This is a genomic window from Arthrobacter sp. NicSoilB4 (genome assembly GCF_019977335.1).
GTDB lineage: Bacteria > Actinomycetota > Actinomycetes > Actinomycetales > Micrococcaceae > Arthrobacter.
Genome location: NZ_AP024653.1, coordinates 587272 through 614208 on the forward strand (window position 1 = coordinate 587272; position 26937 = coordinate 614208).

Here is a 26937-nt window from a genome sequence, read left to right on the forward strand (position 1 = left end):
ACCACCCTATCCTGCGGTCCTGGGCCCGTGATGTAACGCACGGCACGGTCCGGGACCGCTCCGCTAGGATAAAAACCATGACTTACAAGCTGATTCTGCTGCGCCACGGCCACAGCGAATGGAACGCCAAGAACCTGTTCACCGGCTGGGTGGACGTTGACCTGAACGACCAGGGCCGGGCCGAGGCGATCCGCGGTGGCGAGCTTCTCGTGGAGAACAACATCCTCCCGGACATCGTGTACACCTCGCTCCTGAAGCGGGCCATCAACACGGCCAACATGACCCTCGACAAGGCGGACCGCGGCTGGATCCCGGTCAAGCGGGACTGGCGGCTGAACGAGCGCCACTACGGGGCCCTGCAGGGCAAGGACAAGGCCCAGACGCTGGCCGAATACGGCGAGGAGCAGTTCATGACCTGGCGCCGGTCCTACGACACCCCGCCGCCGCCCCTGGCCGACGATTCAGAGTTCTCCCAGGCGCATGATCCGCGGTACGCGGACCTCGGCGACGCCCTGCCCCGCACCGAGTGCCTCAAAGATGTCCTGGTCCGCCTGCTGCCCTACTGGGAATCGGACATCAAGGAAGACCTCAAGGCCGGCAAGACTGTCCTGGTCACGGCCCACGGCAACTCGCTGCGCGCCCTCGTCAAGCACCTCGACGGCATCAGCGACGAAGCCATTGCCGGGCTGAACATCCCCACCGGCATCCCGCTGGTCTACGACCTGGACGAGAACTTCGAGCCGCTGAATCCGGGCGGCACCTACCTCGATCCCGAGGCCGCGGCTGAGGCCATCCAGGCCGTCGCCAACCAAGGCAAGAAATAGCCCGGTCCGACACCCGGAATTAACGACGCCGGCCGGTCACCCCCCAAGGTGACCGGCCGGCGTCGTGCGTTACGAGCTAGCTGTGTTCGATGCCGTTCGGCTGCCAGGCGCCGGTGACCAGGTAGGTGACCTTCTGCGCGACGGAGACGCCGTGATCCGCGAAGCGCTCGAAGTAGCGGCTGGCCAGTGCGACGTCGACGGTCGTCGCGGGGGACTCCTGCCAGTCGCTCCGGGCGATCGCCTGGAACACGCTCAGGTGCAGATCGTTCACGGCGGTGTTGGCCTTCATGATGTCCCGGGCCACTTCAAGATCCCGGGTTTCCAGCAGCACGGTGAGCTTCTCCGCGATCAGCAGGTCGTACGCGGCGAAGCTCTTGAAGGTCTCGTGCAGCTGGGCGGGAACCACGGTTGCGGGGTAGCGGAGGCGCGCGAGCTGGGCGAGATGGCGGGCGAGGTCGCCCATCCGCTCCAGCGATGCGCTCATCCGGAGGGAGCCCACGATCATCCTCAGGTCGCTGGCCACGGGACCCTGCAGGGCGAGGATGTCGATGGCACGCTCGTCCAGGCTGTTCTGCAGAAAGTCGATCCGCGCGTCGGCCGCGATGACATCCTCGGCCAGATCGATGTCGGCGCCCTCGAAGGCAGTCGTTGCTTTCCCGATGGCCTCACTGACCAGCTTCGAGATTTCGACGAGCTGTTCCCCCACTTGGGCGAGCTCTTCCTGAAAAACCTTGCGCACGTGTGCGTCCTTTCCTCGGAAATATTGCCAGCCACCAGCAGCGGCGGGCCCATTTCGGTCACCTCTCGGCACTCCAACTGTCAAGTGTTCCAGCGTCCGGTGAACTGTTACGCCCCAATAGGTGAACGTTAGCTGAACCGCGGCGCGAATAGCGGGAGATTTCCGTTTCTGACGCGGACCAGAGCATAAGCTGGAGCCGTGGATCCAATGCTCATCGGCGTGATCGCCGGCCTGGTCGGCCTGTCGCTTGGCGTCTTCGGCGTGCTCGCGTTCCGGGTCAGCGAGCAGCAGCGCAAACTCGTCGACGTCGAGTTCGAGGATCCGTCACTTCCAGAGGGAGCCGCCGAGGTGCTCGCCGCCGTCGGCCGGGCCTTCGTAGTGGTGGACGCGATCGACGGCGTCGTCCGGGCCAGCCCCGCCGCCTACGCCTACGGCCTGGTGCGCGGCCACACCCTGGTCCACCAGCAGCTGCTGGAGATGACGGCCAAAGTGCGGCGCGACGGCGTCATCCTCGAACGGCTCCTCGAACTGCCGAGGGGTCCGCTGGGCCAGGGCACCATCGTGGTGCAGGTGCGGGCGGCCGTCATTGCGGAGGAGTACATCCTCCTGCTCGCCGACGACCGGACCGAGGTCACCCGCACGGAGGAAGTCCGGAACGACTTCGTCGCCAACGTCTCGCACGAACTGAAAACCCCGGTCGGGGCCATCTCGCTGCTGGCGGAGGCGCTTGAGTCCTCTGCGGATGACCCGGAGGCCGTGCGACGCTTCGCCAAACGCACCCACAAGGAATCCGCCCGGCTGGCCGCCCTGGTGCAGGACATCATCGAGCTCTCCCGGCTGCAGGGCGCCAACGTCGCGCAGCAGGGACGGGCGGTGGACATCAACACCGTGGTCGCTGAGGCGGTGGACCGGTCCCAGCTGCCGGCGGAAAGCAAGTCCATCGAGCTGGTGGTCGGCGGGCATGCGGACGCCAAGGTCTACGGCGACCAGGACCAGTTGGTGACGGCGCTGCGCAACCTGATCGACAACGCCATCCGCTACTCCCCGGAAAACACCAGGGTCGGGATCGGCATCCGGTCCAAGGACGGCCTCGTGGCCGTGTCCGTGACGGACCAGGGCGAGGGACTCAGCCCGGAGGACCAGGAACGCGTCTTTGAACGCTTCTACCGCGTGGACGCCGCACGGTCCCGCCATACCGGCGGCACCGGCCTGGGCCTGAGCATCGTCAAGCACGTCGTGGCCAACCACGGCGGCGAGGTGACCCTCTGGTCCAAGCCCGGCCAGGGCTCCACCTTCACCATCCGGCTTCCGGAGCTGGAAGGCCAGGACGACGACGGTGCCGAGGCGCGCGGCCCGGCGGCCCGTGCGGCCTCCCATGCTGCGGAGCACAACCCGTCCCCGAACCCACGATCCATACGACGCGACGCCGCAGGCGCCCATGAGCAAGGAGCTACCGCTTGAGCAGGATTCTAGTTGTCGAGGACGAAGAGTCGTTCAGCGACCCGTTGTCCTATCTGTTGGGCAAGGAAGGGTTCGAGGTGGAGGTGGTGGACAACGGAATTGACGCCATCACCGAATTCGACCGCAACGGCGCCGACCTGGTGCTGCTGGACCTGCAGCTGCCCGGGCAGTCGGGCACTGAGGTCTGCCGGCAACTGCGGCAGCGCTCGTCGGTCCCGGTCATCATGTTGACGGCGAAGGACGCGGAGATCGACAAGGTCGTGGGGCTGGAACTCGGCGCCGACGACTACGTCACCAAGCCCTACTCGTCCCGGGAACTGGTGGCCCGTGTCCGGGCCGTGCTGCGGCGCCAGAGCGAGCCCGAGGAACTGGTGTCCAGCACTGTGCAGGCGGGACCGGTCCGGATGGACATTGAGCGGCATGTGGTCACTGTCAGCGGCGAGCAGGTCTCCCTCCCGCTGAAGGAATTCGAGCTGCTGGAGATGCTGCTGCGGAACTCCGGCCGGGTCCTGACCCGCGGGCAGTTGATCGACCGGGTCTGGGGCTCGGACTACGTGGGGGACACCAAAACCCTGGATGTCCACGTCAAACGGCTTCGCAGCAAGGTCGAGCCGGACCCCTCGGCGCCGCGGCACCTGATCACGGTCCGCGGCCTCGGCTACAAGTTCGACCCCTAAGCCGGGAGGAACTGCAGCCCGGCGGCGGCAGCCGGGCCGGGGAGGGCACAGACGAAAGGAGGGGCACCCGGCCGGGTGCCCCTCCTTTTGTGTGGAAGCTAGTGGTTTGCGCTGCTCGTTGGCGACGGGGTCGACGTCGGCGTGGCCGAACCCGTGGGCTCGCTGCCTGCCGGCAGGTACTGCTCGTAGTCCGAAATCGTGCCGTCCAGCACCGGAACCTTGAACTTGGCGTTCTGGTTGGTGCCGTCCTCGGAGATGCTGACCTCAACGAGGGATCCCGGAGCGCCGCCGGTGGTGCTCAGGATGGCCTCGTCCGTGGAATCGTTGAGCAGCGTGTAGGAGTTCTGCTTGACCGGGACCCGTGTCTGGGAACCGGCGGCGCCGACGATGGTCAGCGTCACGTCTTCGGAGGACGAGTTGTAGACAGCGCCGAGCACGCGGCCGGGCTTGTCTTCGCCGCCGGAGATGATCATCATGTTGCGGAGCTGCAGCGGGCCAACATTGGCCTGCGTTCCGTCCGAAGCAGCGTAATGCTCGGTGGTCTGCTGGGGGTTGATGTAGCCGCAGCCCGTTACGGACAGCAGGCCGATGGCCACAGCCGCCGTTGCCATTGCCAGCTTGCCGCGCTGGCCCCGGTTCATCGCAGTGAAACCCACGTCACGCACTCCTTGAGAGTCTTGGAACATTATTCAGCCATAGCCTATCGGCAATCCGCGCCAAACGATGATTCGGGCGGTACACAGAGCCGTTCACATAGCCGCACGAACAGCGTTGCGCATTGCCGTGCACGATGCCGCCGGATCCGCGGCCGGAAGGCCGTTTGCGGGGATGGTGCGGGCCCTTGGCAAAGGGAGTGCAATGCACTAATATCCGCTTTCGTCAAGGGTTTGGAGGGGCTGTTTAAGGCCATTTTCCCCGTATTCATGCGGTTCTTGGGTGCGTTCCATGGCAGACGTATGCCTTAAACGTGATAAACTGGTCTGCGGGAAAGGGGAATGTCCACATGGTTTTTGAGGTCGGCGAGACAGTAGTTTACCCTCACCACGGTGCAGCCAAAATTGAAGAAATCAAGATGCGCACTGTCAAGGGCGAAGAGAAGATGTATCTCAAGCTCAAGGTGGCTCAGGGTGATCTGACCATTGAAGTTCCAGCAGAAAACGTTGACCTGGTTGGGGTCCGGGACGTAGTGGGCAAAGAAGGTCTGGAGCACGTGTTTGAAGTGCTGCGGGCCGAGTTCACTGAAGAGCCCACCAACTGGTCACGTCGATACAAGGCAAACCTGGAGAAGCTTGCTTCCGGTGACGTCATCAAGGTGGCAGAGGTCGTCCGCGACCTGTGGCGCCGCGATCACGATCGGGGTCTCTCCGCAGGAGAGAAGCGCATGCTGGCCAAGGCCCGCCAGATTCTGATTTCAGAACTGGCGCTGGCTGAGAAGACTGATGAAGAGAAGGCTGCAAGCGTTCTCGACGAGGTCCTGGCTTCCTAAGTAACAGTCGAAAAGACAAGAATCGAACCCCGGTGGCGTAACCGCTGCCGGGGTTTCTTCTTGCCCGCATTCAGCCGCCACCCCTGGTTGCTCTGTCACTTGTGGTCCCTCTGAGCGCCCCCAAAGCACCAGAACTAATAGCTCAGTGGGATGCGCCGGGCGCGGGGACGTAGTCTTGTGCGCATGGACTCTGCACCGAGAAACCCCGTCACCGCGGTCATCGTCGTGGCCGCCGGCTCCGGCCAGCGACTGGGCTACGGGATGCCCAAAGCCAAGGTTCCGCTGGGCGGAGACAGCATCCTCACCCACGCCCTGCGCGGCGTCGCGGCGGCCGGCGTCGCCCAGCAGATCTGCGTCGCCATCCCGCCCGGCGACCGGGAACTCCACGCGCTCTGCGACGGCTTCGCGCAGGACCTCAAGGCCGAACGCCTGCGCACGCCTGACGCGGGGGACTCCAGCCAGCTTCCGGTCGTGACCATTGTCGACGGCGGCGCCAGCCGCGCCGAGTCGGTCCGCGCCGCGTTGGCAGCCCTCCTGCCGGCCACGGAAGCCGTCATGGTCCACGACGCCGCCCGCGCACTGACGCCCGAGGCCGTCTTCCACCGGGTGTCCCATGCCCTCGCTGCCGGCGCCCTGGCCGTCATCCCGGTCATCCCCGTCGTCGACACGGTCAAGACCGTGGAACCGACCGCCGGAGACGGCGCCGCGATCGCCCCCGAGCTCGTCACCGGCACCGCGGCCCGGGAAACCCTGCGGGCCGTGCAGACCCCGCAGGGCTTCGAGCTTGCCACGCTCCGGCGCGCCCACGAGGCAGCGGCCTCGTTCGACGCCGGCCAGGCGGCCGCCGTCACGGACGACGCCATGCTGGTCGAACTCCTCGGCGTACCCGTCCACGCGGTGCGCGGAGCCAGCCAATCGCTGAAGATCACCACACCGCTGGACCTGATCATCGCCGAGGGGCTCCTCGAAGGCCCGCTGGGTGCCCGCTGGGTGGAAGGCTGAACATGTCCGGAACCCAGAACACCCCGATGCCCGTCATCCCGCGGACGGGCATCGGCATCGACGTCCACGCCTACGCCCCCGACGACGCTCCCCAGCCGCTCTGGCTTGGCGGGCTGTTCTGGGACGGGGAACGCGGACTGTCCGGCCATTCCGACGGCGACCCCGTCGCCCATGCCGCCGCCGACGCACTGTTCTCCGCCTGCGGCGTCGGGGACCTCGGGACGCATTTCGGTACCGACCGGCCGAAGTACGCCGGGGCCTCCGGTGTGACCCTACTGGCCGAAGCCGCGCGGATTGTCCGTGCCGCAGGCTTCGAGATCGGGAACATCGCCGTGCAGTTCGTGGCCAACAGGCCCAAGTTCGGCCCCCGCCGCGAAGAGTCCCAGCGGGTCCTGAGCGAGGCCGCGGGCGCTCCCGTGAGCGTCTCGGCCACCACCAGCGACGGCCTGGGCTTCACCGGCCGCGGCGAGGGCATTTCCGCCACGGCAACGGCCCTCGTCTACCCCGCCCCCTCGGCGGATCCGGGGTCGGTCGCCTAGGCTTGATTGCAGATCCCATCCGCAAGACACCAGGAGACTCCCCGTGACAAAGCTGCTGCCCGCCGTCGTACTTGTGGCCGGACTGCTGCTGACAGGCTGCGCCGGAACGCCGAAGATGAGCATCCCGGACAGCTGCGCGTTCCTCAACAAGGACACGTTCGTCCCCACCGGCAACCAGCAGCAGCAGGCGGAACAGATCGCCAAGCATTACCAGGAAGTCGCGGACAAGGTGGCGCCCGAGGTGGCGGCGCCCATCCAGAAGATGGCTGACGTTATGAAGGACGTCTCCGGGTCCTCCCTCGGCGCCAAAAGCGACGAACAGACCAAACAGCTCGCCGAACAGATGAACAAGATCGGCGAGCACTGCAAGTAGGCATCCGGCGCGGTCCGCACTCCGGGGCGGGAACGCCATCGGCTAATCTGGAGCGGTGACCCTGCGCTTCTATGACACTGCATCCGCCGAAGTCCGCGACTTCGTCCCCCTGGTTCCGGGCAAAGTGAGCCTCTACTACTGCGGTGCCACGGTGCAGGGCATGCCGCATGTCGGGCACATCCGCTCCGCCATCGCCTTCGACCAGCTCACCCGCTGGCTGCAGTACCGCGGATTCCGCGTCACCGCGGTCCGCAACGTCACCGACATCGACGACAAGATCCTGGCCAAGTCGGCGGATTCCTTCGCCCCGGACTTTGAAGACGAGCCGGATTCTGTCCGCGAGGAGGAATGGTGGGCACTTGCCTACCGCTACGAGCAGGAATTCCTCAAGGCCTACGACACGCTGGGCGTCTCCCGCCCCACGTATGAACCGCGCGCCACCGGCCACATCCCGGAAATGCACGCCCTGATCCAGCAGCTGATCGACCGCGGCCATGCGTACCCCGCCCTGGATAATTCCGGCGACGTGTACTTCGACGTGCGCTCCTGGGCCAAGTACGGCTCGCTGACCCGGCAGAAGATCGACGACATGCAGGGGGCTCCCGACGCCGACCCCCGGGGGAAGAAGGATCCGCGCGACTTCGCGCTCTGGAAGGGCCACAAGGAGGGGGAGCCGACGACGGCGAGCTGGGCCTCGCCGTGGGGCGCCGGCCGTCCGGGATGGCACCTCGAATGCTCCGCGATGGTCACCAAGTACCTCGGCACCGAGTTCGACATCCACGGCGGCGGGCTGGACCTGCGGTTCCCGCACCACGAAAACGAGATGGCCCAGTCCCAGGCTGCCGGCCACGGCTTCGCCAATTTCTGGATGCACAACGGCATGGTCACGTACGCCGGCGAAAAGATGTCCAAGTCGATCGGCAACACCGTCAGCCCGGCCGAAATGCTGGAACTCGCCTCGCCGCGTGTGGTCCGGTACTACCTCGGCCAGGCGCAGTACCGCTCGGTGCTGGACTACCAGCCGACGTCCCTGCAGGAAGCCGGAGCGGCCATGGAACGCATCGACGGTTTCATCAGCCGCGCTCTCCGGACCCTTGCTGGCGTCGACGGCGGCACCCCCGCAAGCGTCGGATTCGCCAGCTACGGCACCGTCCCGGACGCCTTTGCCTCCGCGATGGACGATGACCTCAACGTCCCGCAGGCACTGGCGGTACTCCACGACACCGTGCGGGCGGGCAATACCGCGCTGACCGCCGGGGAGCTCGACGCCGCCCGGGCGGCACTTGCCAGCGTCACCGACATGCTGCGTGTCCTTGGTCTCAATGACGCTGCGGCGCCGGCAGTGGATGAACAGGGCACCACCGCGCTTGGCGTCCTCGTTGAGGCGCAGCTCTCGGCCAGGGCGCAAGCGCGGGCCAGCAAGGACTGGGCTGCATCGGATGCCATCCGCGATACTCTCGCCGCCGCCGGCGTCGTCGTCGAGGACGGCCCCGACGGCGCAAACTGGAGCCTCAAACGCGGCTGACCCTATGCCGTTGTGGGCGCTGAACCGGGGCACCGCCACACCCTGCGGTCGAGGATTTAACGCGAGTCAGTAGACTGGAGTTCAGACTTATCAACGAATCGCGTAGTTAAAAGGGTGAAACTCATGGCCAACAACGGTCGCCGCTCGGTCAAACTGAAGAAGGGCCCCTCCGTCGGAACCGGGGGCCATGGCCGCAAGGCTCTTGAGGGCAAGGGGCCGACGCCGAAGGCGGAGGACCGCCCGTATCACAAGGCCCACAAGAACAAGCAGCTCGCGGAACGCTCCGCCGCCAAACGCCCGGGAGCCCCGCGCAACCCCGGTGCCCGCTCCGGCCCCAAGGGCCGCGCCACGGAGGAAGTCGTCACCGGGCGCAACTCCGTCGTCGAGGCACTCCGCGCCGGCATCCCGGCCAAGGCCCTGCACGTCGCCATCCGCATCGAGATGGATGACCGCGTCAAGGAATCCCTCAAGCTGGCGGCAGAGCGCGGCATCCCGCTGCTCGAAACCGGCAAGCCGGAACTCGACCGGATGACGGACGACGCCATCCACCAGGGCCTTGTGCTGCAGATCCCGCCGTATGAGTACCAGGACGCCTACGAACTCGCGGAAGAGACCATCGAGTCCTGGAAGAAGGGCCACGTCGCCAACGCGCCGCTCTTCGTCGCGCTCGACGGCATCACTGATCCGCGCAACCTTGGCGCGATCATCCGCTCCGTCTCGGCGTTCAGCGGCCACGGCGTCATCGTCCCGGAGCGCCGGTCCGTCGGCGTCACCGCCTCGGCCTGGAAGACCAGCGCCGGCGCTGCCGTCCGCGTCCCCGTGGCCCGCGCGGCCAACCTGAACAACACGCTGAAGGCGTTCAAGAACATGGGCATCTATGTTCTGGGGCTCGACGGCGACGGCGACGTCTCGCTGCCCGACCTTGCGCTGGCCACAGAGCCGGTCTGCATCGTCGTCGGTTCCGAGGGCAAGGGCCTCAGCCGCCTGGTCCGCGAGAACTGCGACCAGATCGTCTCCATCCCGATCGACTCCGCCATGGAATCGCTCAACGCCTCCATGGCCGTCGGCATCTCCCTCTACGAGATCTCCCGCCAACGGGCGGCTAAGTAACCTTCGCTTCAGGTGGCGGTTGTCGTCACCTGAGTTGTGGTTCGGTCCCGCCGGCACCAAAGCTTTGCCGTCGCTTAGTCGTGGTTGGCTCCGCCGGTACCGGCTCTGACGCTCCCGCACCTATGGCGACAATTCGGGCAACGCTCTCTCACGTCTCGTGAGGGAGCGTTTCCCGTTAAACGGCGAAAGGTGAGGGAACGTCGTTTCCCGAAGTACCTCGACACAGGTGAGTTGAATTCGAGCGGGTGCCGGGGGCTTGCAAGGAGCGCATCGCCGACCAGAGCCGGATGAGGCCGCCCAGCGGCCGAAGTAGGCGTCGGGAGGTGTCTAAGCGACGGCAAGGCGCCGGTGTCCGCGGAGGTGACCACGGCAAAGCTCCGGTGTCCGCGAAGGTAACCATGGCGAAGGTGACCACGGCTAACCGGCGGAAGCTGCCTAGAACTTGTGGCGGTTGGCGAGGACCGGGAGTTTGGTGCGGGCTTCGTCGACGACGGCGGGGTCCAGGTCGGCGAACAGGAGGCCGGGGGCGCCGTCGAGCTCTTCCAGGACTTCTCCGAAGGGGGAGACTACGACGGAGTGCCCGACGCCGGTGGGCGCCGCGCCCTTGGGCTCGATTCCCTGGCTGGCCGGATCACCCTGGCCGCAGGCAAGGACCAGGGTGGTGGAATCCGCGGCGCGGGCCCGGGCCAGAAGCTTCCATTGCTCGGCCTTGCCGGGGCCGGAGCCCCAGGACGCGCAGACGATATTGACCTGGGCGCCGCGGTCCGCGTTTTCGGTGAACAGGCCCGGGAAGCGGATGTCGTAGCAGGTGGCCAGGCCGAACGTCACGCCGTCGAACTCGAACGTGACGGGCGAGGTGCCGGCGTCGACTGTGTCTGATTCCGCGAAGCCAAAGGCGTCGAAGAGGTGGATCTTGTCGTAGCTGGACTCGATGCCGCGGCCGGTGACCAGCAGCGTGTTGCGCACCTTGCCGCCGTCGTCCGCGGAGCCCGGGGTGAACATGCCCGCGACGATCACAATGTCCTGTTCCGCCGCGATGGCCCGCACCTGCGATGCCCACGGGCCGTCCAGCGGCTCGGCGATGTCCAGGAGCGAGTTGCCGAAGGCGCGCATGGTGGCCTCGGGGAACACCACGAGCTCGGCCCCGCCGGCTTTGGCCCGGGCCGCGTAGTCCGCCACGAGGGCCAGGTTTCCGGCAAGATCGCGTCCGGTAATGATTTGAGCGAGTGCAATCCGCACTATTACCTCCAATTTCGGCGCTTGTTCCAGTATGCAACGCGTCTATTCCGTACACTGCACTTCGTCAGGAAATCAGGAACCGGGGTCATTTGTTCGGCCCCGCTAAACTTTAAGCAATGGTTATGCCCTACGTAGACACAGCTTCCACCGTAGACGCCTCGCGCGCGTTTCCGCTGGGAATCAGCGTTCCGGTCACCGGTTCGCCGGCAACGGACGACCCTCGGGGTGCCTTCGCGAATGTCGCTGTCTACGCACCGGGCGTGACCACCCTCGAGATCGCCTACCAGGCGCCCGGCGGCACCTGGCAACTGAAGACCCTGCCGAACGTCACCGACGGCGTGCACCACGGCATCGTCGAAGGGATCCCGGCCGGTTCGCGCTACGGGTTCCGGGCCTCCCCGGACCACGAGGCGCTCCCGCTGTCCATGCCCTCGACTGACTTCGACGTCATCGGCGAGCAGCCGCTGCTGCTGGACCCCTATGGCCGGGCCGTGGATGAGCGCGACGATTTCATCACGAGCGTCCGGATGGAGAGCGGTTTCGACTGGGGCAACGACCGCGGTCCCAGGGTTCCGTGGCGCAACACCATCATCTACGAGGCGCACGTCCGCGGCCAGACCAAGCTCCACCCGGACATCCCCGAAGACCTCCAGGGCACCTACGCCGGGCTGGCCCACCCGGCCATGATCGAGCACCTGATCGCGTTGGGGGTCACCGCCGTCCAGCTCCTTCCGGTGCACTTCCACGTGGACGAACCGCACCTGCAGAACCTCGGCATGACCAACTACTGGGGCTACAACACAGCCGCGTTCTTCGCCCCCCACCCCGGCTACGCCACGCAGGCGGCGCAGGCGGCGGGCGCCCAGGCAGTCCAGGACGAGTTCAAGGGCATGGTCAAGCTGCTGCACGCCGCCGGCCTCGAGGTGATCCTCGACGTCGTCTACAACCACACCGCCGAGGGCGGCCCGGACGGCCGGACGCTCAGCTTCCGCGGACTGGGCGAGATGACCTACTACCGAAACGACGGCCACGGCAAGTACGTGGACACCACCGGCTGCGGCAACAGCCTGAACTTCGGCGAGCCCCGGGTGGTGCAGCTGGTCCTGGATTCCCTGCGCTACTGGGTGACGGAATTCCACATCGACGGCTTCCGCTTCGACCTCGCGGTGACGCTGGCCCGCAACGCCGCCAACGAATTCGATCCGCGGCACCCGTTCCTGGTCGCGATCGGCGCCGACCCGGTGCTGTCCGCCACGAAACTCATCGCAGAGCCCTGGGACATCGGCTATGGCGGCTGGCAGACCGGCCGCTTTCCGGCCGGCTGGGTGGACTGGAACGATCACTTCCGCGACGCCGTCCGAAGCTTCTGGCTCGCCGACCGCGCCGCGATCGACGCCGGCGGTCAGGGCGGCTCGGTCGCCCGCCTCGCCGATGCACTCTCCGGCTCCGCGCGGCTGTTTGAGCCGTCCGGCCGGTCCCGGCTCGCCTCGGTCAACCTCATCACGGCGCATGACGGCTTCACCCTGGCCGACCTCGTGTCCTACGACCGCAAGCACAACGAGGCCAACGGGGAACAGAACAGGGATGGCCACGGCGACAACCGCAGCTACAACCACGGCTTCGAGGGCCCCACGGAGGACGAGGACATCCTCGCCCGGCGTGCGCAGTCCAGCCGCAACCTGATGGCGTCGCTCATGATTTCCCAAGGCGTGCCCATGATCACCGCCGGCGACGAGATCGGCCGCACCCAGCAGGGCAACAACAACGCCTACTGCCAGGACAACCCGATGACCTGGATCGACTGGACCAGCACCCCGGAATCACACTCGATGCTGCGCACCACCAAACGCGTGATCCGGCTCCGCAAGGAATTCCTGGCCGGGCAGCCACACGACTACCCGACCCGCGAAAAACAGTCGTACTTCCACTGGTTCGACGAGCGCGGCGAGCCGATGGCCGGCCACAGCTGGCAGGATCCGGGGCACCGGGTGGTGCAGCTCCTGCTCGGTTCCGACGACGGCCACGTGGACGGACTCGTGGTGGTCAACGGCGGCACCAGCGACGTCAAGGTGACGCTGCCGCCGCTCAGCAACGAGGACGGCACCGGCCACCGGCTCTTCGAACTGCGCCTGACCACGTCAGGGCTCCATGACCGGCGCCAGGGCGTCCGCGTCGCCTCGGGGGAGCGCGACGTCGTGCAGGCCAATTCCATCAACATCTACCGCACATAGTTCGGCCCTCGATTCAGGCATAGGGGAACCACAAGTGAAGCTCCAGCGGCTGACGGCCCTGCTTGCCCTGCTGGCCGGGCTGGTGGTGCTGGCGTTCGTGCTTGCCGGTTTGCCGCAGACGGGATCGGCCCCGCCCGACGCCGGCCAGCCGGCCACCAGCCTGCCGGGCACCAGCCTGCCGGGCACCGCACAGTCCCCGGCGCCGGACGTCACAAACACGTCCGGCCTGCCGGAAGTGCGGGCCTCGGAACTTCCCGACGAAGCCCGCCGGACACTGGCGCTCATCGCCCGGGGCGGACCCTATCCCTACAACCGCGACGATGTCACTTTCGGCAATTTCGAGCGCATTCTTCCGCGGAAGTCCTCCGGCTATTACAAGGAATACACGGTCCCGACACCGGGTGAATCCGACCGCGGAGCACGCCGGATCGTGGCCGGAAAAGCGGGCGAGAAATATTACACCGCGGACCATTACAACTCGTTCACATTCATCATCGAAGGCAAATAAGGGAACCCATGAAGATCTATTCCGCAGACACCTGGACCATCGAGGAACTGCAGGCCCTGGTGGCCGACGCCGGCCGGCGCACGGTGCTGATTCCCGCCGCTGACACCAAGCGGACTGTCCTCGAGACGTTCGCGGAGACGCTGGACTTCCCGGAGGACTACGGAGTGAACCTCGACGCCCTCAACGATTCCCTGCACGACTTCGCCGACGCGGTTTCCGACGACGGCCAGGCCCCGATCACGTTCATCTGGGAAGTCCCTGCCGTCTTCCGCGCCGACCGTTCCTTCGGCGTCATCTGCGAAATCCTGCAGGACGCCGAACGCTATTCCGGAAAGAACCTGGCCGTCATCGCCGTCTGCCTCTAACGGGCACGCGGTTGGCGGAGCTACTGGTCAGGCGTTGACGATCAGGCCCAGTTCCGCCTTGGACGCGAGTGCCGTGTGCTTCGGGAGCACCCGGACTGTGTAACCGAAGGAACCGGACCGGTCGATCACCACGGTGCCGCTGAAAAGGTGCCGGCCCTTGCCGAGGTCTTCAATCGCCTTCAGCTCCGCCACCGTGACGTCGGCCAGTTCGTCGCTGTCCTCGGCCTTGCCGTACGCCACCTCGACGGACACGTCATCCGGCGTGAGGTCGCGCAGGGCGATGTAGGCGTTGACCTGGAGCATGTCGCCGATCTGCGGGTCCTCCGAGACACCCACCGAGTCCACATGCTCCACCTGGATCTGGGGCCACGCGGCCCGGACCCGGGACGTCCAGGCCGCGAGGGCCTTGGCCTCGGCGAAATTGTCCGCCACCGCACGGCGGCCGGCGACGGCGGCCGGCCGGTACAGGACGTTGACGTAGTCCTTGAGCATCCGGTCCGCGGACACAGCCGGGCCCAGGTGGGACATGGTGTGCTTGATCATCGAGACCCAGTGCGTGGGGACCGCCTGCGGCCCGGACGCGGAAGGCCCGGCCGCGCCGGCGCCGTCGGAGACCGTGAGCCCGTAGAAGCGGGGGGCCACCTGCGTCTCCAGCAGCTCGTACAGCGCAGCGGCCTCGATGTCGTCGCGTTCCTCGGGGGACGCGTCGTTGTTGGCTGTCGGAATCGCCCAGCCGTTCTCGCCGTCGTACATCTCATCCCACCAGCCGTCCAGGACGGAGAGGTTGAGCGAGCCGTTCAGGGCCGCCTTCATGCCGGAGGTTCCGCACGCCTCCAGCGGACGCAGGGGGTTGTTCAGCCACACATCGCAGCCCGGAAACAGGGTCCGGGCCATGGCGATGTCGTAGTTGGGCAGGAACGCGATCCGGTGCCGCACCGCAGGATCGTCGGTGAACCGGACGAGGTCCTGGATCATCTTCTTGCCCGCGTCGTCGGCAGGGTGCGACTTGCCCGCGATGACCAGCTGGATCGGGTGCGTCTTGTGCAGCAGCAGCGCCTTGAGCCGCTCGGGCTCGCGCAGCATCAGGGTGAGCCGCTTGTAGGTCGGCACGCGCCGGGCAAAACCGATGGTCAGGATGTCCGGGTCCAGCACGGAATCGGTCCAGGCGAGCTCGGCGTCGGCCGCGCCACGTTTCTTCCAGGCGGCCCGGAGACGGCGGCGGACGTCCTCCACGAGGGACACCCGCATTTCGCGGCGGAGGGCCCAGACGTCCTCGTCGCTGACGTTGTAGGCAAGGTCCCAGCGGCCCTGCTCTTCCGCGTCGGCGCCGAACTGGTCACGTGCCAGTGCGGAGACGCGCGGATCCACCCAGGTGGGCACGTGCACGCCGTTCGTGACCGACGTGATGGGCACCTCGGAGTGGTCGAATCCCGGCCACAGCGCGGAGAACATGCCGCGCGACACCACACCGTGCAGCTTGGCGACACCGTTGGCGCGCTGGGCCAGCCGCAGGCCCATGACGGCCATGTTGAACACGAACGGATTGCCGTCGGTGTAGTCCTCGCGGCCGAGGTTCAGGATCTTGGCCACCGGAACGTCGGGCGCCAGCCCGGCGTCGAAGAAGTGCTGGATCTGCGAGACCTCGAAGCGGTCGATGCCGGCGGGGACCGGGGTGTGGGTGGTGAACACGGTGGACGCGCGGCCGGCGGCCAGGGCTTCTTCCCAGCTCAGCGGGTCCGCGGCGGACATCATTTCCTGGATCCGCTCCACTCCGAGGAAACCGGCATGGCCTTCGTTGGTGTGGAACACTTCCGGGGCAGGGCTGCCGGTGAGCTTCTGGAAGGCGCGCAGGGCTTTGACGCCGCCCATGCCGAGCAGGAGTTCCTGCTGGAGGCGGTGGTCGCCGCCGCCGCCGTACAGACGGTCGGTGATGCCGCGCGCGGCTTCGTCGTTGCCCGGAACGTTGGAGTCCAGGAGCAGGAGCGGCACACGCCCGACGTCGGCGCGCCAGACGTGCGCCAGCAGGCGGCGCCCGTTCGGGAGCGGCAGCGAGATCTGGATGGGCTTGCCGTTGCCGTCGGCGGAGGCCTCGCGCAGCAGGGTCAGCGGCAGCCCGTCGGGGTCCAGGACAGGATACGTTTCCTGCTGCCAGGCGTCACGGGACAGGGACTGTTTGAAGTAGCCGGCCTGGTACAGCAGGCCGACGCCGATCAGCGGCACTCCCAGGTCCGAGGCTGCCTTGAGGTGGTCGCCGGCGAGGATGCCGAGGCCGCCGGAGTACTGCGGCAGCACCTCGGTAATGCCGAACTCGGGGGAGAAGTAGGCGATGCACGCCGGGGCACCGTCGCCGAGGCTCTGGTACCAGCGGGGCTGTTCGAGGTACTGGTCGAGGTCTTCGGCGGCAGCGTGGACCCGCTGCACCACGTCCTGGTCCGCGGCGAGACGCTGCAGTTCCTCCCGGCTGACGAGGCCGAGGAAGCTCACCGGATCGTGGGAGCTCTCGGCCCAGATCTTCGGGTTCAGGCCCTCGAAAAGCTGTCGTGTGGGCCGGTGCCAGGACCACCGAAGATTGGTGGCCAGCCGGGCCAGCGGCCGGATCGGCTCGGGAAGAACGGTTCGGACGGTAAATCTGCGGATTGCCTTCACCAGCGAAACACTAACCGACAAGTCGGGGGCCCGGAACCGCTTTAAGTCTCTTTTGTATAAATGACGGACCGGCTTCCGGAAATCCTCCGGAAAAACTGAGCAGCCTTAGCAATCTGGCCGATTTGTCGATAACGTCGAGCCTGTGACGACTAACTCGCGAACCAGTGCCGTGTCCAAGCAAAAGCCGAAGGCCCTGATCACGGAAGGCCTTCGTTTTGGCCGTTTTCCGATCACCGCCGTTCAGCCTGCGGTCGAGGGCGGGAAATTCCCCGCCAAGGCCGTCGTCGGAGAAACCCTGGTGGTGGGTGCCACTGCTTTCCGCGAAGGCCACGACCTGCTCGGCGTCAGCGCCGTCCTGCTGGATCCCCGCGGAAAAGAACGCCAGCGCGTCCGTCTCGCCCCGCCCCGCGGCAACCGCGGCAAGGGAACCGACCGGTGGGAAGGCCTGCTGACCCCGACCGCCACGGGCAACTGGTCGTTCGTGATCGAGGCCTGGCACGACCGCTACGGCACCTGGCACCACAACGCCGAGGTCAAGATCGAAGCCGGCATCGACGTCGACCTGATGCTGGCCGAGGGTGCCGCGCTGCTCTCCGAAGCCTCCGAGGACTCCTCCCGTCCGTCCGCCGACCGGCGGACGTTGCGGATGGCCGTCGTCGGGCTCAACGACGCCGGCAAGACGCCCGAGGAGCGTCTCGCGGCCGGATTCAGCCCGGACGTGGCCGCCGTCGTCGACCGCCAGCCGATCCGCGAACTGGTCACCGTCTCCGAGAACTACCCCCTGCTGGTGGAGCGCGAGCTTGCCGGCCGCGGCTCCTGGTACGAGTTCTTCCCCCGGTCCGAAGGCGCCGTCCGCGACGCCGCCACCGGCGAGTGGACCTCCGGCACGTTCCGCACGGCCGCCAAGCGGCTCGACGCCGTCGCGGCCATGGGTTTCGACATCATCTACATGCCGCCGATCCACCCGATCGGCATCCAGCACCGCAAGGGCCCGAACAACACCCTGCTGGCCGGGCCGCACGATCCGGGTTCCCCCTGGGCCATCGGTGCCAAGGAGGGCGGCCATGACGCCATCCATCCGGACCTGGGCACATTTGAAGACTTCGACGCCTTCGTGGCGCGGGCCGGGGAGTTGGGGCTGGAAGTCGCCCTGGACCTCGCGCTGCAGGCGGCACCGGACCACCCCTGGGTCGGAAGCCACCCCGAGTGGTTCACTACCCGTGTTGACGGCAGCATCGCCTACGCGGAGAATCCGCCGAAGAAGTACCAGGATATCTTCCCCCTCAACTTCGACAACGATCCCGCAGGCCTCTCCAACGAGATCCTGCGCATCGTCCTGCTCTGGGTGAACCACGGCGTCAAGATCTTCCGCGTCGACAACCCGCACACCAAACCTGTGTGGTTCTGGGAGTGGCTGATCGCCAAGGTCAACAAGAAGCACCCCGACGTCGTCTTCCTCGCCGAGGCGTTCACCCGCCCGGCCATGATGCACGCACTGGGCCGGGCAGGCTTCCAGCAGTCCTACACCTACTTCACCTGGCGGAACACCAAGGAGGAACTGGAGGAGTACTTCCAGGAAGTCAGCCACGAATCGCCCGCATTTTTCCGGCCGAACTTCTTTGTCAACACCCCGGACATCCTCACCGAATTCCTGCAGTACGGCGGGCCGCCCGCATTCAAGATCCGGGCCGCGCTGGCTGCCACGGCCAGTCCCATCTGGGGCGTCTACGCCGGCTTCGAACTCTACGAGCACGTGGCCCGGCCCGGCGCCGAGGAGTACATCGACAACGAGAAGTTCGAGTACAAGGACCGTGACTGGGACGCTGCGGCAGAGTCCGGCCGGACGCTGGCCCCGTACCTCACCCGGCTCAACGCGATCCGCCGGGCACACCCCGCCCTCGGGGACCTGCAGAACCTGACGGTGCACGCGAGCACGGACAACGCCACTGTCGTCTACTCGAAGCACAAGACCCTTCCGGACGGCACGAAAGACACACTCATCGTCGTCGTCAACGTGGACCCGCACGGCATCCGTGAAAGCACGGTGACCCTGGACCTGGCGGCGCTGGAGCTGGACCCGGAGAACCTGACGCACAACGGCCGCTTCATGGTGGATGATCTGTTGACCGGCGAAAGCTGGGAATGGGGCGAGTACAACTATGTTCGCCTCGACGCCCATGTTGAACCCGCGCACATTTTGAACATCCGGAGGTAGCACGAGTGAGTTTCAGCCCGACGAACCCCAACCAGCACTTCAGCCCGAAAGGGACTTTTGAACTAAACGCGCCCGGCCTCCAGCATGATCCGCACTGGTATCGCAAGGCGGTCTTCTACGAAGTGCTGGTCCGGGGGTTCGCGGACGGAAACGGGGACGGATCCGGTGACTTCCACGGGCTGATCGACAAACTGGACTACCTGCAGTGGCTCGGCGTCGACTGCCTTTGGCTCCCGCCCTTCTTCCAGTCCCCGCTCCGGGACGGCGGCTACGACATCTCCGACTACAACTCCGTCCTCGACGAATTCGGCACGATCAGCGATTTCAAGCGGCTCGTCGCCGAGGCCCATGCCCGCGGCGTTCGGGTGATCATCGACCTCCCGCTGAACCACACCTCGGACCAGCACCCGTGGTTCCAGGAATCCCGCAAGGACCCGGAGGGCCCCTTCGGCGACTTCTACGTCTGGAGCGACACGGACGAAAAGTACGAAGACGCCCGCATCATCTTCGTGGACACCGAAGAATCCAACTGGACGTTCGACCCGATCCGCCGCCAGTTCTTCTGGCACCGCTTCTTCAGCCACCAGCCCGACCTGAACTTTGAGAACCCCAAAGTCATCGACGCGCTCTTCGACGTCGTGCGGTTCTGGCTGGACCAAGGGATCGACGGATTCCGTGCGGACGCCATCCCGTACCTCTTCGAGGAAGAGGGCACCAACTGCGAGAACTTGCCGCAGACCCACGAGTTCCTGCGCAAGCTGCGCAAAATGGTCGACGAAAGCTACCCGGGCCGTGTGATCATCGCGGAGGCCAACCAGCCGCCGGCTGAAGTGGTGGAGTACTTCGGCACGCAGGAGGAACCGGAATGCCACATGGCGTTCCACTTCCCGATCATGCCGCGGCTGTACTACGCGCTGCGGGACCAGAAGGCAGCGCCCATCATCGAAACGATGAAGGACACCCCGGACATCCCCGACGGCGCCCAGTGGGGCACGTTCCTGCGGAACCACGACGAGCTGACACTAGAAATGGTCACCGCCGACGAGCGCGCCGCCATGCTCGGCTGGTACGCCCCGGACCCGCGCATGCGCGCCAACATCGGGATCCGGCGCCGGCTCGCGCCGCTGCTGGACAATTCCCGCTCCGAGATCGAACTCATCAATGCCTTGCTGCTCTCCCTGCCAGGCAGCCCGTTCCTGTACTACGGGGACGAGATCGGCATGGGCGACAACATCTGGCTCGAGGACCGCGACGCGGTCCGTACCCCGATGCAATGGAACCCGGACCGCAACGCCGGGTTCTCCCACGCAGACCCCGGCAAGCTCTACCTCCCGGTGATCCAGTCGCTGGTCTACAACTACAGCATGGCCAACGTCGAAGCGGAGGCGGCCCACTCCGGCTCGCTGCTGCGCTGGACCCGTCAGATCCTCAGTGTCCGGAAGAACCACCCCGCCTTCGGCCTGGGCGCCTTCGAGCACGTCGAAGCGGACCACGACGTCGTCCTCGCCTACCTGCGCGAGCTCAAGGAAGGCAACTCGGCCGGCGAGGACAGCGAAACTATCCTGTGCGCCTTCAACCTGTCCCAGCATCCGGTGGCCACGACTTTGCGGGTTCCGAGGTTCGCCGGCCGCGGCCTCCGGGACGTGTTCGGCGGGCAGGCGTTCCCGGCCATCTCCGAGGATGGAACGCTGACGCTGACCCTGGGCAGCCACGACTTCTTCTGGCTGCGGATCCGCTCGGCCTCCTCGAACCCGGCGTCGCCCCACACGCAGGCCATGCCTATCCTGTCCATCGAAGGCTGAGATGACCCGACCGACCCTTGCCCCTGCCCTGAGCGGACTGCTCGGCGGCTGGCTTCCACTCCAGCGCTGGTTCCCCGTGAAGAGCGCGGCGTTCAGCTTCGAGCCGGCCGGGGGCCTGAGCCTCGCCGGCGGTCCTGCCGGATTTGCCGGACCTGACCGTGCAGACGGTGCCGGGCTCGAGGTGCTGCTGCTGGCCGTGAGCTACCCGACGCCGGACGGCTCCCGCACCGACGTCGTCCAGGTCCCGCTCAGCATCCGCAGCGCGCCCCTGGCGGGGGCGGAATCAGCGCTGATCGGGCAGATTTCAGGACCCGCCGGTTCCGCCGGACCCGCGGGATCGGAGGCCGACGGGGCGCCCGACGCCCGGTGGATTTACGACGGCGTCCACGACCCTGCGTTCATCGCGGCGTGGCTGGAACTGATGCGCAACGGCGGCAGCACTCCGTCCGGGAATGCTACGGGCCACCTCGTTGAGTCCGGCTACGTGCTGCCCCGTGCCACCGGCGTCGTGAAGGTCCTCTCCGGGGAGCAGTCCAACAGTTCGGTGATCGTCGACGACGGCGAGTCGGCTGCGATCCTTAAATTCTTCCGGGTGCTCTCCGAAGGCCAGAACCCGGAGGTGGAAATCGGTGCTGCCCTGACCGCAGGACACACCGTCGAAGTACCCGCCACCCTCGGCTGGGTCACCGGCGAGTGGGAGTACCCGCCCGGGCAGCACGGCACCGGCCGCGCGCTCGGCGAACTGGCAGTGGCGCACGAGTTCCTTGCCGGCGGGCTGGATGCCTGGCGGCTCGCCGTCGACGCGGCGAGCAGCGGACAGGACTTCACCGCGGAGGCCCACGCGCTGGGCGCCGCCACCGCCGCGGTACACCGCCGGCTGGCAGAGGCACTCGGCGTCGCCTCCGAATCCGTTCCCGGCCGCGACATTGCGCCCGGCGTGGCCGAGCGCGTGCGGCAGTCCTGGGCGCAGGCCGGAACCGCCGTCGGCCCTTACGGTGAAGCGCTGGACAGCCTCCTCGTCCGGCTCGAAGGCAGCGGCGCCGGCCCCCTGCAACGGATCCACGGCGATCTGCACCTGGGCCAGATCCTCCAGGTTCCGGGCGGACCCGGGAAAGCCCCGCGCTGGGCCATCCTCGATTTCGAGGGCGAGCCGCTCCGGCCGATTTCGGAACGCAATTTCCCGGACGTCCCGCTGCGCGACGTCGTGGGAATGCTGCGGTCCTTTGACTACGCCGCCGGCGCGGCCGTCCGGGAGCACCCGGCCGCGGACGTCCCGGAATCCTGGGTCGATGACTGCGCCGAGGCCTTCCTGGCCGGCTACGCGGAAGTCATCCCCGGCAGCATCGACCGTGATTCGCCCCTCTTCGTGGCGCTTTGGCTCGACAAAGCCCTCTACGAAGTCATCTACGAACTACGGAACAGACCGGACTGGCTCTCCATTCCGGTCCACGCATCACGTCGTCTCCTCGGCAGTACTGGCTCCGGCGTCCCGGCCGAAGCCGCAGCGGAAGGTATCAAAATGACAGGTTCAGCACGTATCGATCGTCCAGGAAGTCCCATGCCAGTGGATGCGGACACCCTGGCCAGGGTCGCCTCCGGCGAACACCATGCGCCGCACTCGGTCCTGGGCGCGCACCTCGATGACCACGGGCACGTCACCATCCGCACGGTCAAGCACCTGGCCGAAGCCGTCTCCGTTGTGACCGCCGCCGGCACCTTCCCGATGACGCACGAGTCGGGCGGGGTATGGGTTGCCGTGCTAGAGCCGCTGGAGTCGGGCCACGTGCCGGACTACCGGCTGGAAGTGACCTACGAGGGCCAGACGCCGCAGCCGGCCGATGACCCCTACCGGTATCTGCCCACCATCGGCGAACTGGACCTGCACCTGATCGGTGAAGGCCGCCACGAACGTCTCTGGGACGTGCTCGGGGCGCATGTCCAGCACTACAAGTCCACGATGGGCGACGTCGACGGCGTGTCCTTCGCGGTGTGGGCGCCCAACGCCCAAGCGGTGCGCGTCAAGGGCGACTTCAATGGCTGGGACGGGCGGCAGCACTCGATGCGGTCCCTCGGCTCCTCCGGGGTCTGGGAACTCTTTATCCCGGGCGTTGTAGCAGGGGCGTGCTACAAATTTGAGCTCCGGACCAAAGACGGCTACTGGGTGGAGAAGGCGGATCCGCTGGCGTTTGGAACCGAGGTTCCACCGCTGACGGCGTCGCGCGTCGTCGAGCCCTCCTACGCCTTCAAGGACGCGGACTGGATGGACGCCCGTGCAGCACGGGATCCGCACAACTCGCCGATGAGTGTCTATGAAGTGCACCTCGGCTCCTGGCGGGTTGGCCTCAGCTACCGGGAACTGGCCAAGGAACTTGTCGCCTACGTCAAGTGGCTCGGCTTCACCCATGTGGAGTTCATGCCGGTGGCGGAGCACCCCTTCGGCGGATCCTGGGGGTACCAGGTCACGTCCTACTTCGCGCCGACGTCGCGTTTCGGACACCCCGACGAGTTCCGGTACCTCGTGGACGAACTCCACCAGGCCGGCATCGGCGTGCTTCTGGACTGGGTGCCGGCGCACTTCCCCAAGGATGAGTGGGCTCTGGCCCGGTTTGACGGCGAAGCCCTGTACGAGCACGCCGACCCGAACCTTGGCGAACACCCGGACTGGGGGACACTGATCTTCGACTTCGGCCGCCGCGAAGTCCGCAACTTCCTCGTCGCCAACGCGCTGTACTGGCTCGACGAATTCCACATCGACGGCCTGCGCGTGGATGCCGTCGCCTCCATGCTCTACCTCGACTACTCCCGCGAGGAGGGGCAATGGCAGCCGAACCGGTTTGGCGGACGGGAGAACCTCGAGGCGATCTCCTTCCTGCAGGAGGTTAACGCCACGGTCTACAAGACGCACCCCGGTGCGGTCATGATCGCCGAGGAATCAACAGCGTTCCCAGGTGTCACGGCGCCCACCAGCCAGGGCGGCCTGGGCTTCGGGATCAAGTGGAACATGGGCTGGATGCACGACTCGCTCAAATACATTTCCGAGGATCCGTTCAACCGCAAGTGGCACCACGGCACTGTCACCTTCTCCATGGTCTACGCCTACACGGAGAACTTCTTGCTGCCGATCAGCCATGACGAGGTGGTGCACGGCAAGGGTTCGATGCTGCGCAAGATGCCGGGGGATCGCTGGCAGCAGCTGGCCAACCTGCGCGCCTTCCTGGGTTACCAGTGGGCGCACCCGGGCAAGCAGCTGATCTTCATGGGCACCGAGTTCGGCCAGGAAGCCGAATGGTCCGAGCAGCACGGCCTGGACTGGTGGCTGGCCGAAATCCCGGCGCACCGTGGGATGCAGCTGCTCACCAAGGACCTGAATGAGCTGTACAGCGCCACGCCGGCGCTCTACGAACAGGACAACGACCCTGCCGGCTTCCAGTGGATCAACGGCGGGGATGCGGACCGCAACGTCCTGACGTTCATCCGCCGGGATGCCGCGGGCAACCCGCTGGTCTGCGCCTTCAACTTCTCCGGAGGGCCGCACAACGACTTCCGCCTCGGCGTTCCCGCGGTGGGCGAGTGGCAGGAAGTGCTGAACACCGACGCCGACACGTATGGAGGATCCGGCGTCCTGAACGGGGGCACTCTGACGGCAACGGACGTGGACATCGACGGACAGCCGGCCACTCTCACCGTCACGCTGCCTCCCCTGGGGGCCGCGTACTTCAAACCCGTGCGCTGACGCCGGGCCCGCTGCTCCGGCAGCGGCCAGGCTGAGGTCCGCCGAAGAGCCCGGAATCCCCGTGATTCCGGGCTTTTTGGTGTCCCGTCGGAGGGTGCTGCCGAGGCGCCTTTGTCACCAGGGCGAAGTGGTGGTAGAGTTTATTTCCGCGCTGCTCCCCGGAGTTGATCGGCCAAGAAGACCCAGATGCCTCACGGCGAGACTGGATCGGGACGCCGAATTGACAAGGGTGAAGCGGCCCGGTAAGTTAGATAAGTTGCTCCGGAGCGATCCACGGCTGAGGTTGTGGTGGTGCCGGGTGTGTCTGTTGTTTGAGAACTCAATAGTGTGCCAAGTTTGTTGATACCAATTTATTGTATTGAATTGGTTGAATTGACCGGGTTGTCCACCCCGTGGATGGTCTGGTTTTTACAGCTGGTTTCAAATTTTGTGCATTGTGTGCATCCCGTTTTCCCGGGGGCGCATGGTGTGTCTGTTTTACTTCAACGGAGAGTTTGATCCTGGCTCAGGATGAACGCTGGCGGCGTGCTTAACACATGCAAGTCGAACGATGATCCCAGCTTGCTGGGGGATTAGTGGCGAACGGGTGAGTAACACGTGAGTAACCTGCCCTTAACTCTGGGATAAGCCTGGGAAACTGGGTCTAATACCGGATATGACTCCTCATCGCATGGTGGGGGGTGGAAAGCTTTATTGTGGTTTTGGATGGACTCGCGGCCTATCAGCTTGTTGGTGAGGTAATGGCTCACCAAGGCGACGACGGGTAGCCGGCCTGAGAGGGTGACCGGCCACACTGGGACTGAGACACGGCCCAGACTCCTACGGGAGGCAGCAGTGGGGAATATTGCACAATGGGCGAAAGCCTGATGCAGCGACGCCGCGTGAGGGATGACGGCCTTCGGGTTGTAAACCTCTTTCAGTAGGGAAGAAGCGAAAGTGACGGTACCTGCAGAAGAAGCGCCGGCTAACTACGTGCCAGCAGCCGCGGTAATACGTAGGGCGCAAGCGTTATCCGGAATTATTGGGCGTAAAGAGCTCGTAGGCGGTTTGTCGCGTCTGCCGTGAAAGTCCGGGGCTCAACTCCGGATCTGCGGTGGGTACGGGCAGACTAGAGTGATGTAGGGGAGACTGGAATTCCTGGTGTAGCGGTGAAATGCGCAGATATCAGGAGGAACACCGATGGCGAAGGCAGGTCTCTGGGCATTAACTGACGCTGAGGAGCGAAAGCATGGGGAGCGAACAGGATTAGATACCCTGGTAGTCCATGCCGTAAACGTTGGGCACTAGGTGTGGGGGACATTCCACGTTTTCCGCGCCGTAGCTAACGCATTAAGTGCCCCGCCTGGGGAGTACGGCCGCAAGGCTAAAACTCAAAGGAATTGACGGGGGCCCGCACAAGCGGCGGAGCATGCGGATTAATTCGATGCAACGCGAAGAACCTTACCAAGGCTTGACATGAACCGGAAACACCTGGAAACAGGTGCCCCGCTTGCGGTCGGTTTACAGGTGGTGCATGGTTGTCGTCAGCTCGTGTCGTGAGATGTTGGGTTAAGTCCCGCAACGAGCGCAACCCTCGTTCTATGTTGCCAGCGCGTTATGGCGGGGACTCATAGGAGACTGCCGGGGTCAACTCGGAGGAAGGTGGGGACGACGTCAAATCATCATGCCCCTTATGTCTTGGGCTTCACGCATGCTACAATGGCCGGTACAAAGGGTTGCGATACTGTGAGGTGGAGCTAATCCCAAAAAGCCGGTCTCAGTTCGGATTGGGGTCTGCAACTCGACCCCATGAAGTCGGAGTCGCTAGTAATCGCAGATCAGCAACGCTGCGGTGAATACGTTCCCGGGCCTTGTACACACCGCCCGTCAAGTCACGAAAGTTGGTAACACCCGAAGCCGGTGGCCTAACCCCTTGTGGGAGGGAGCTGTCGAAGGTGGGACTGGCGATTGGGACTAAGTCGTAACAAGGTAGCCGTACCGGAAGGTGCGGCTGGATCACCTCCTTTCTAAGGAGCACCTACAACCACCTTGCCTCATGCATTTGGGTGTGGAGGGGTTGTCAGGAGTATATGCCCGTTGCGCAGACGCTAGTTCTGCGGCGGGTGCTCACGGGTGGAATATCAACAAATAGGTGCCTGGCGGCACATGCCGGCGGCAAGTACGGACCCTGCGTCCTCCTTTGGGAGTGCGGTGGTCCTGGAACGCGGCCGGAATGATTCGCTGGGTAGTGTTTGGCACACTGTTGGGTCCTGAGACAACAGGACCATGGTCTGTGCTTCGCCCTTTGGGGTGGGGTGCGGGGTGTGGGACTTGTGTTTCTGGTTTCCTGGCTGCACCGAGCGCGCACGTGAGTGTGTGGGGTGTGTGGTACGGGGTTGTTGTTTGAGAACTACATAGTGGACGCGAGCATCTTTTATAAGAAGCAATTTCCAAGAATATGAACCTGGATCTGGCCCGGGCGC

Annotated in this window: 19 protein-coding genes and 1 rRNA gene; 16 read left to right on the top strand and 4 right to left on the bottom strand. The window is 65.7% G+C overall.

What is annotated here, in order from left to right:
• Positions 1-77: 77 nt before the first annotated feature.
• Positions 78-824, top strand: a complete 747-nt coding sequence (locus LDO13_RS02785) for a phosphoglyceromutase (RefSeq protein ID WP_224048560.1) — start codon at positions 78-80, stop codon at positions 822-824.
• Between the two features lie 76 nt (positions 825-900).
• On the opposite strand, the gene phoU is transcribed toward LDO13_RS02785, so the two are convergent.
• Positions 901-1563, bottom strand: a complete 663-nt coding sequence (phoU, locus tag LDO13_RS02790) for a phosphate signaling complex protein PhoU (RefSeq protein WP_224048561.1) — start codon at positions 1561-1563, stop codon at positions 901-903.
• A 207-nt stretch (positions 1564-1770) separates the two neighbouring features.
• Between phoU and LDO13_RS02795 the strand changes: the two genes are divergently transcribed.
• On the top strand, positions 1771-3024 hold the full coding sequence (locus LDO13_RS02795) for an ATP-binding protein (protein WP_224049641.1): 1254 nt from the start codon (positions 1771-1773) through the stop codon (positions 3022-3024).
• Complete coding sequence (locus LDO13_RS02800; RefSeq protein WP_224048562.1) at positions 3021-3701, top strand: response regulator transcription factor; 681 nt, start codon at positions 3021-3023, stop codon at positions 3699-3701. Before LDO13_RS02795 ends, LDO13_RS02800 begins: the two co-directional genes overlap by 4 nt.
• 98 nt (positions 3702-3799) lie before the next feature.
• Here the strand turns inward: LDO13_RS02800 and LDO13_RS02805 are convergent, their stop codons facing one another.
• Positions 3800-4342 carry a hypothetical protein gene (locus LDO13_RS02805; protein WP_224049642.1) on the bottom strand — a complete coding sequence of 181 codons (543 nt, stop codon included), beginning with the start codon at positions 4340-4342 and terminating at the stop codon, positions 3800-3802.
• Between the two features lie 362 nt (positions 4343-4704).
• On the opposite strand from LDO13_RS02805, the gene LDO13_RS02810 reads away from it, so the two are divergent.
• The 6 genes from LDO13_RS02810 to rlmB all read left to right on the top strand — a co-directional run bounded on the left by LDO13_RS02810 (position 4705) and on the right by rlmB (position 9736).
• Positions 4705-5187: a CarD family transcriptional regulator gene (locus tag LDO13_RS02810; protein WP_024367191.1), complete on the top strand. Its 483-nt coding sequence runs from the start codon at positions 4705-4707 to the stop codon at positions 5185-5187.
• A 183-nt stretch (positions 5188-5370) separates the two neighbouring features.
• Entirely contained in the window at positions 5371-6189 is an 819-nt protein-coding gene (locus tag LDO13_RS02815; protein WP_224048563.1) for a 2-C-methyl-D-erythritol 4-phosphate cytidylyltransferase, read from the top strand.
• A 2-nt stretch (positions 6190-6191) separates the two neighbouring features.
• Positions 6192-6728, top strand: coding sequence for a 2-C-methyl-D-erythritol 2,4-cyclodiphosphate synthase (gene ispF / locus LDO13_RS02820; RefSeq protein WP_224048564.1), 537 nt, complete (start codon positions 6192-6194; stop codon positions 6726-6728).
• 43 nt (positions 6729-6771) lie between these two features.
• Positions 6772-7101, top strand: coding sequence for a hypothetical protein (locus LDO13_RS02825; RefSeq protein WP_224048565.1), 330 nt, complete (start codon positions 6772-6774; stop codon positions 7099-7101).
• 55 nt (positions 7102-7156) lie between these two features.
• Positions 7157-8626, top strand: a complete 1470-nt coding sequence (gene cysS, locus LDO13_RS02830) for a cysteine--tRNA ligase (protein ID WP_224048566.1) — start codon at positions 7157-7159, stop codon at positions 8624-8626.
• Positions 8627-8749: 123 nt separating this feature from the next.
• A complete protein-coding gene (gene rlmB / locus LDO13_RS02835; RefSeq protein ID WP_224048567.1) occupies positions 8750-9736 on the top strand; it encodes a 23S rRNA (guanosine(2251)-2'-O)-methyltransferase RlmB in 987 nt (328 codons plus the stop codon).
• A gap of 435 nt (positions 9737-10171) precedes the next feature.
• On the opposite strand, the gene LDO13_RS02840 is transcribed toward rlmB, so the two are convergent.
• Positions 10172-10975, bottom strand: a complete 804-nt coding sequence (locus LDO13_RS02840; RefSeq protein ID WP_224048568.1) for a carbon-nitrogen hydrolase family protein — start codon at positions 10973-10975, stop codon at positions 10172-10174.
• A 116-nt stretch (positions 10976-11091) separates the two neighbouring features.
• Here LDO13_RS02840 and glgX point away from each other — a divergent pair, with 116 nt between their 5' ends.
• From glgX to LDO13_RS02855, 3 genes are read left to right on the top strand one after another with little or no spacing between them, the layout of a single operon-like run.
• On the top strand, positions 11092-13206 hold the full coding sequence (gene glgX, locus LDO13_RS02845; protein ID WP_224048569.1) for a glycogen debranching protein GlgX: 2115 nt from the start codon (positions 11092-11094) through the stop codon (positions 13204-13206).
• Positions 13207-13240: 34 nt separating this feature from the next.
• Complete coding sequence (locus tag LDO13_RS02850; protein ID WP_224048570.1) at positions 13241-13714, top strand: ribonuclease domain-containing protein; 474 nt, start codon at positions 13241-13243, stop codon at positions 13712-13714.
• A gap of 8 nt (positions 13715-13722) precedes the next feature.
• Positions 13723-14079 carry a barstar family protein gene (locus tag LDO13_RS02855; protein ID WP_224048571.1) on the top strand — a complete coding sequence of 119 codons (357 nt, stop codon included), beginning with the start codon at positions 13723-13725 and terminating at the stop codon, positions 14077-14079.
• A 27-nt stretch (positions 14080-14106) separates the two neighbouring features.
• Here LDO13_RS02855 and glgP read toward each other — a convergent pair whose 3' ends face one another.
• Positions 14107-16725, bottom strand: coding sequence for an alpha-glucan family phosphorylase (glgP, locus tag LDO13_RS02860; protein ID WP_224048572.1), 2619 nt, complete (start codon positions 16723-16725; stop codon positions 14107-14109).
• 142 nt (positions 16726-16867) lie between these two features.
• On the opposite strand from glgP, the gene LDO13_RS02865 reads away from it, so the two are divergent.
• The 4 genes from LDO13_RS02865 (at position 16868) to LDO13_RS02880 (ending at position 26481) form a co-directional block, all read left to right on the top strand.
• Complete coding sequence (locus LDO13_RS02865; protein ID WP_275960282.1) at positions 16868-18940, top strand: alpha-1,4-glucan--maltose-1-phosphate maltosyltransferase; 2073 nt, start codon at positions 16868-16870, stop codon at positions 18938-18940.
• Positions 18941-18945: 5 nt separating this feature from the next.
• Positions 18946-20742: a maltose alpha-D-glucosyltransferase gene (gene treS, locus LDO13_RS02870; protein WP_224048573.1), complete on the top strand. Its 1797-nt coding sequence runs from the start codon at positions 18946-18948 to the stop codon at positions 20740-20742.
• 1 nt (position 20743) lies between these two features.
• Complete coding sequence (locus tag LDO13_RS02875) at positions 20744-24475, top strand: 1,4-alpha-glucan branching enzyme (protein ID WP_224048574.1); 3732 nt, start codon at positions 20744-20746, stop codon at positions 24473-24475.
• A 482-nt stretch (positions 24476-24957) separates the two neighbouring features.
• Positions 24958-26481: ribosomal RNA gene (locus LDO13_RS02880) — 16S ribosomal RNA — on the top strand.
• Positions 26482-26937: the final 456 nt, after the last annotated feature.

Coding starts and splice junctions, on each gene's coding strand:
- LDO13_RS02785 (WP_224048560.1), top strand. CDS start 78: ATGACTTACAAGCTGATTCTGCTGCGCCACGGCCACAGCGAATGGAAC.
- LDO13_RS02795 (WP_224049641.1), top strand. CDS start 1,771: ATGCTCATCGGCGTGATCGCCGGCCTGGTCGGCCTGTCGCTTGGCGTC.
- LDO13_RS02805 (WP_224049642.1), bottom strand. CDS start 4,342: ATGAACCGGGGCCAGCGCGGCAAGCTGGCAATGGCAACGGCGGCTGTG.
- LDO13_RS02810 (WP_024367191.1), top strand. CDS start 4,705: ATGGTTTTTGAGGTCGGCGAGACAGTAGTTTACCCTCACCACGGTGCA.
- LDO13_RS02815 (WP_224048563.1), top strand. CDS start 5,371: ATGGACTCTGCACCGAGAAACCCCGTCACCGCGGTCATCGTCGTGGCC.
- ispF (WP_224048564.1), top strand. CDS start 6,192: ATGTCCGGAACCCAGAACACCCCGATGCCCGTCATCCCGCGGACGGGC.
- rlmB (WP_224048567.1), top strand. CDS start 8,750: ATGGCCAACAACGGTCGCCGCTCGGTCAAACTGAAGAAGGGCCCCTCC.
- glgX (WP_224048569.1), top strand. CDS start 11,092: ATGGTTATGCCCTACGTAGACACAGCTTCCACCGTAGACGCCTCGCGC.
- LDO13_RS02855 (WP_224048571.1), top strand. CDS start 13,723: ATGAAGATCTATTCCGCAGACACCTGGACCATCGAGGAACTGCAGGCC.
- LDO13_RS02875 (WP_224048574.1), top strand. CDS start 20,744: ATGACCCGACCGACCCTTGCCCCTGCCCTGAGCGGACTGCTCGGCGGC.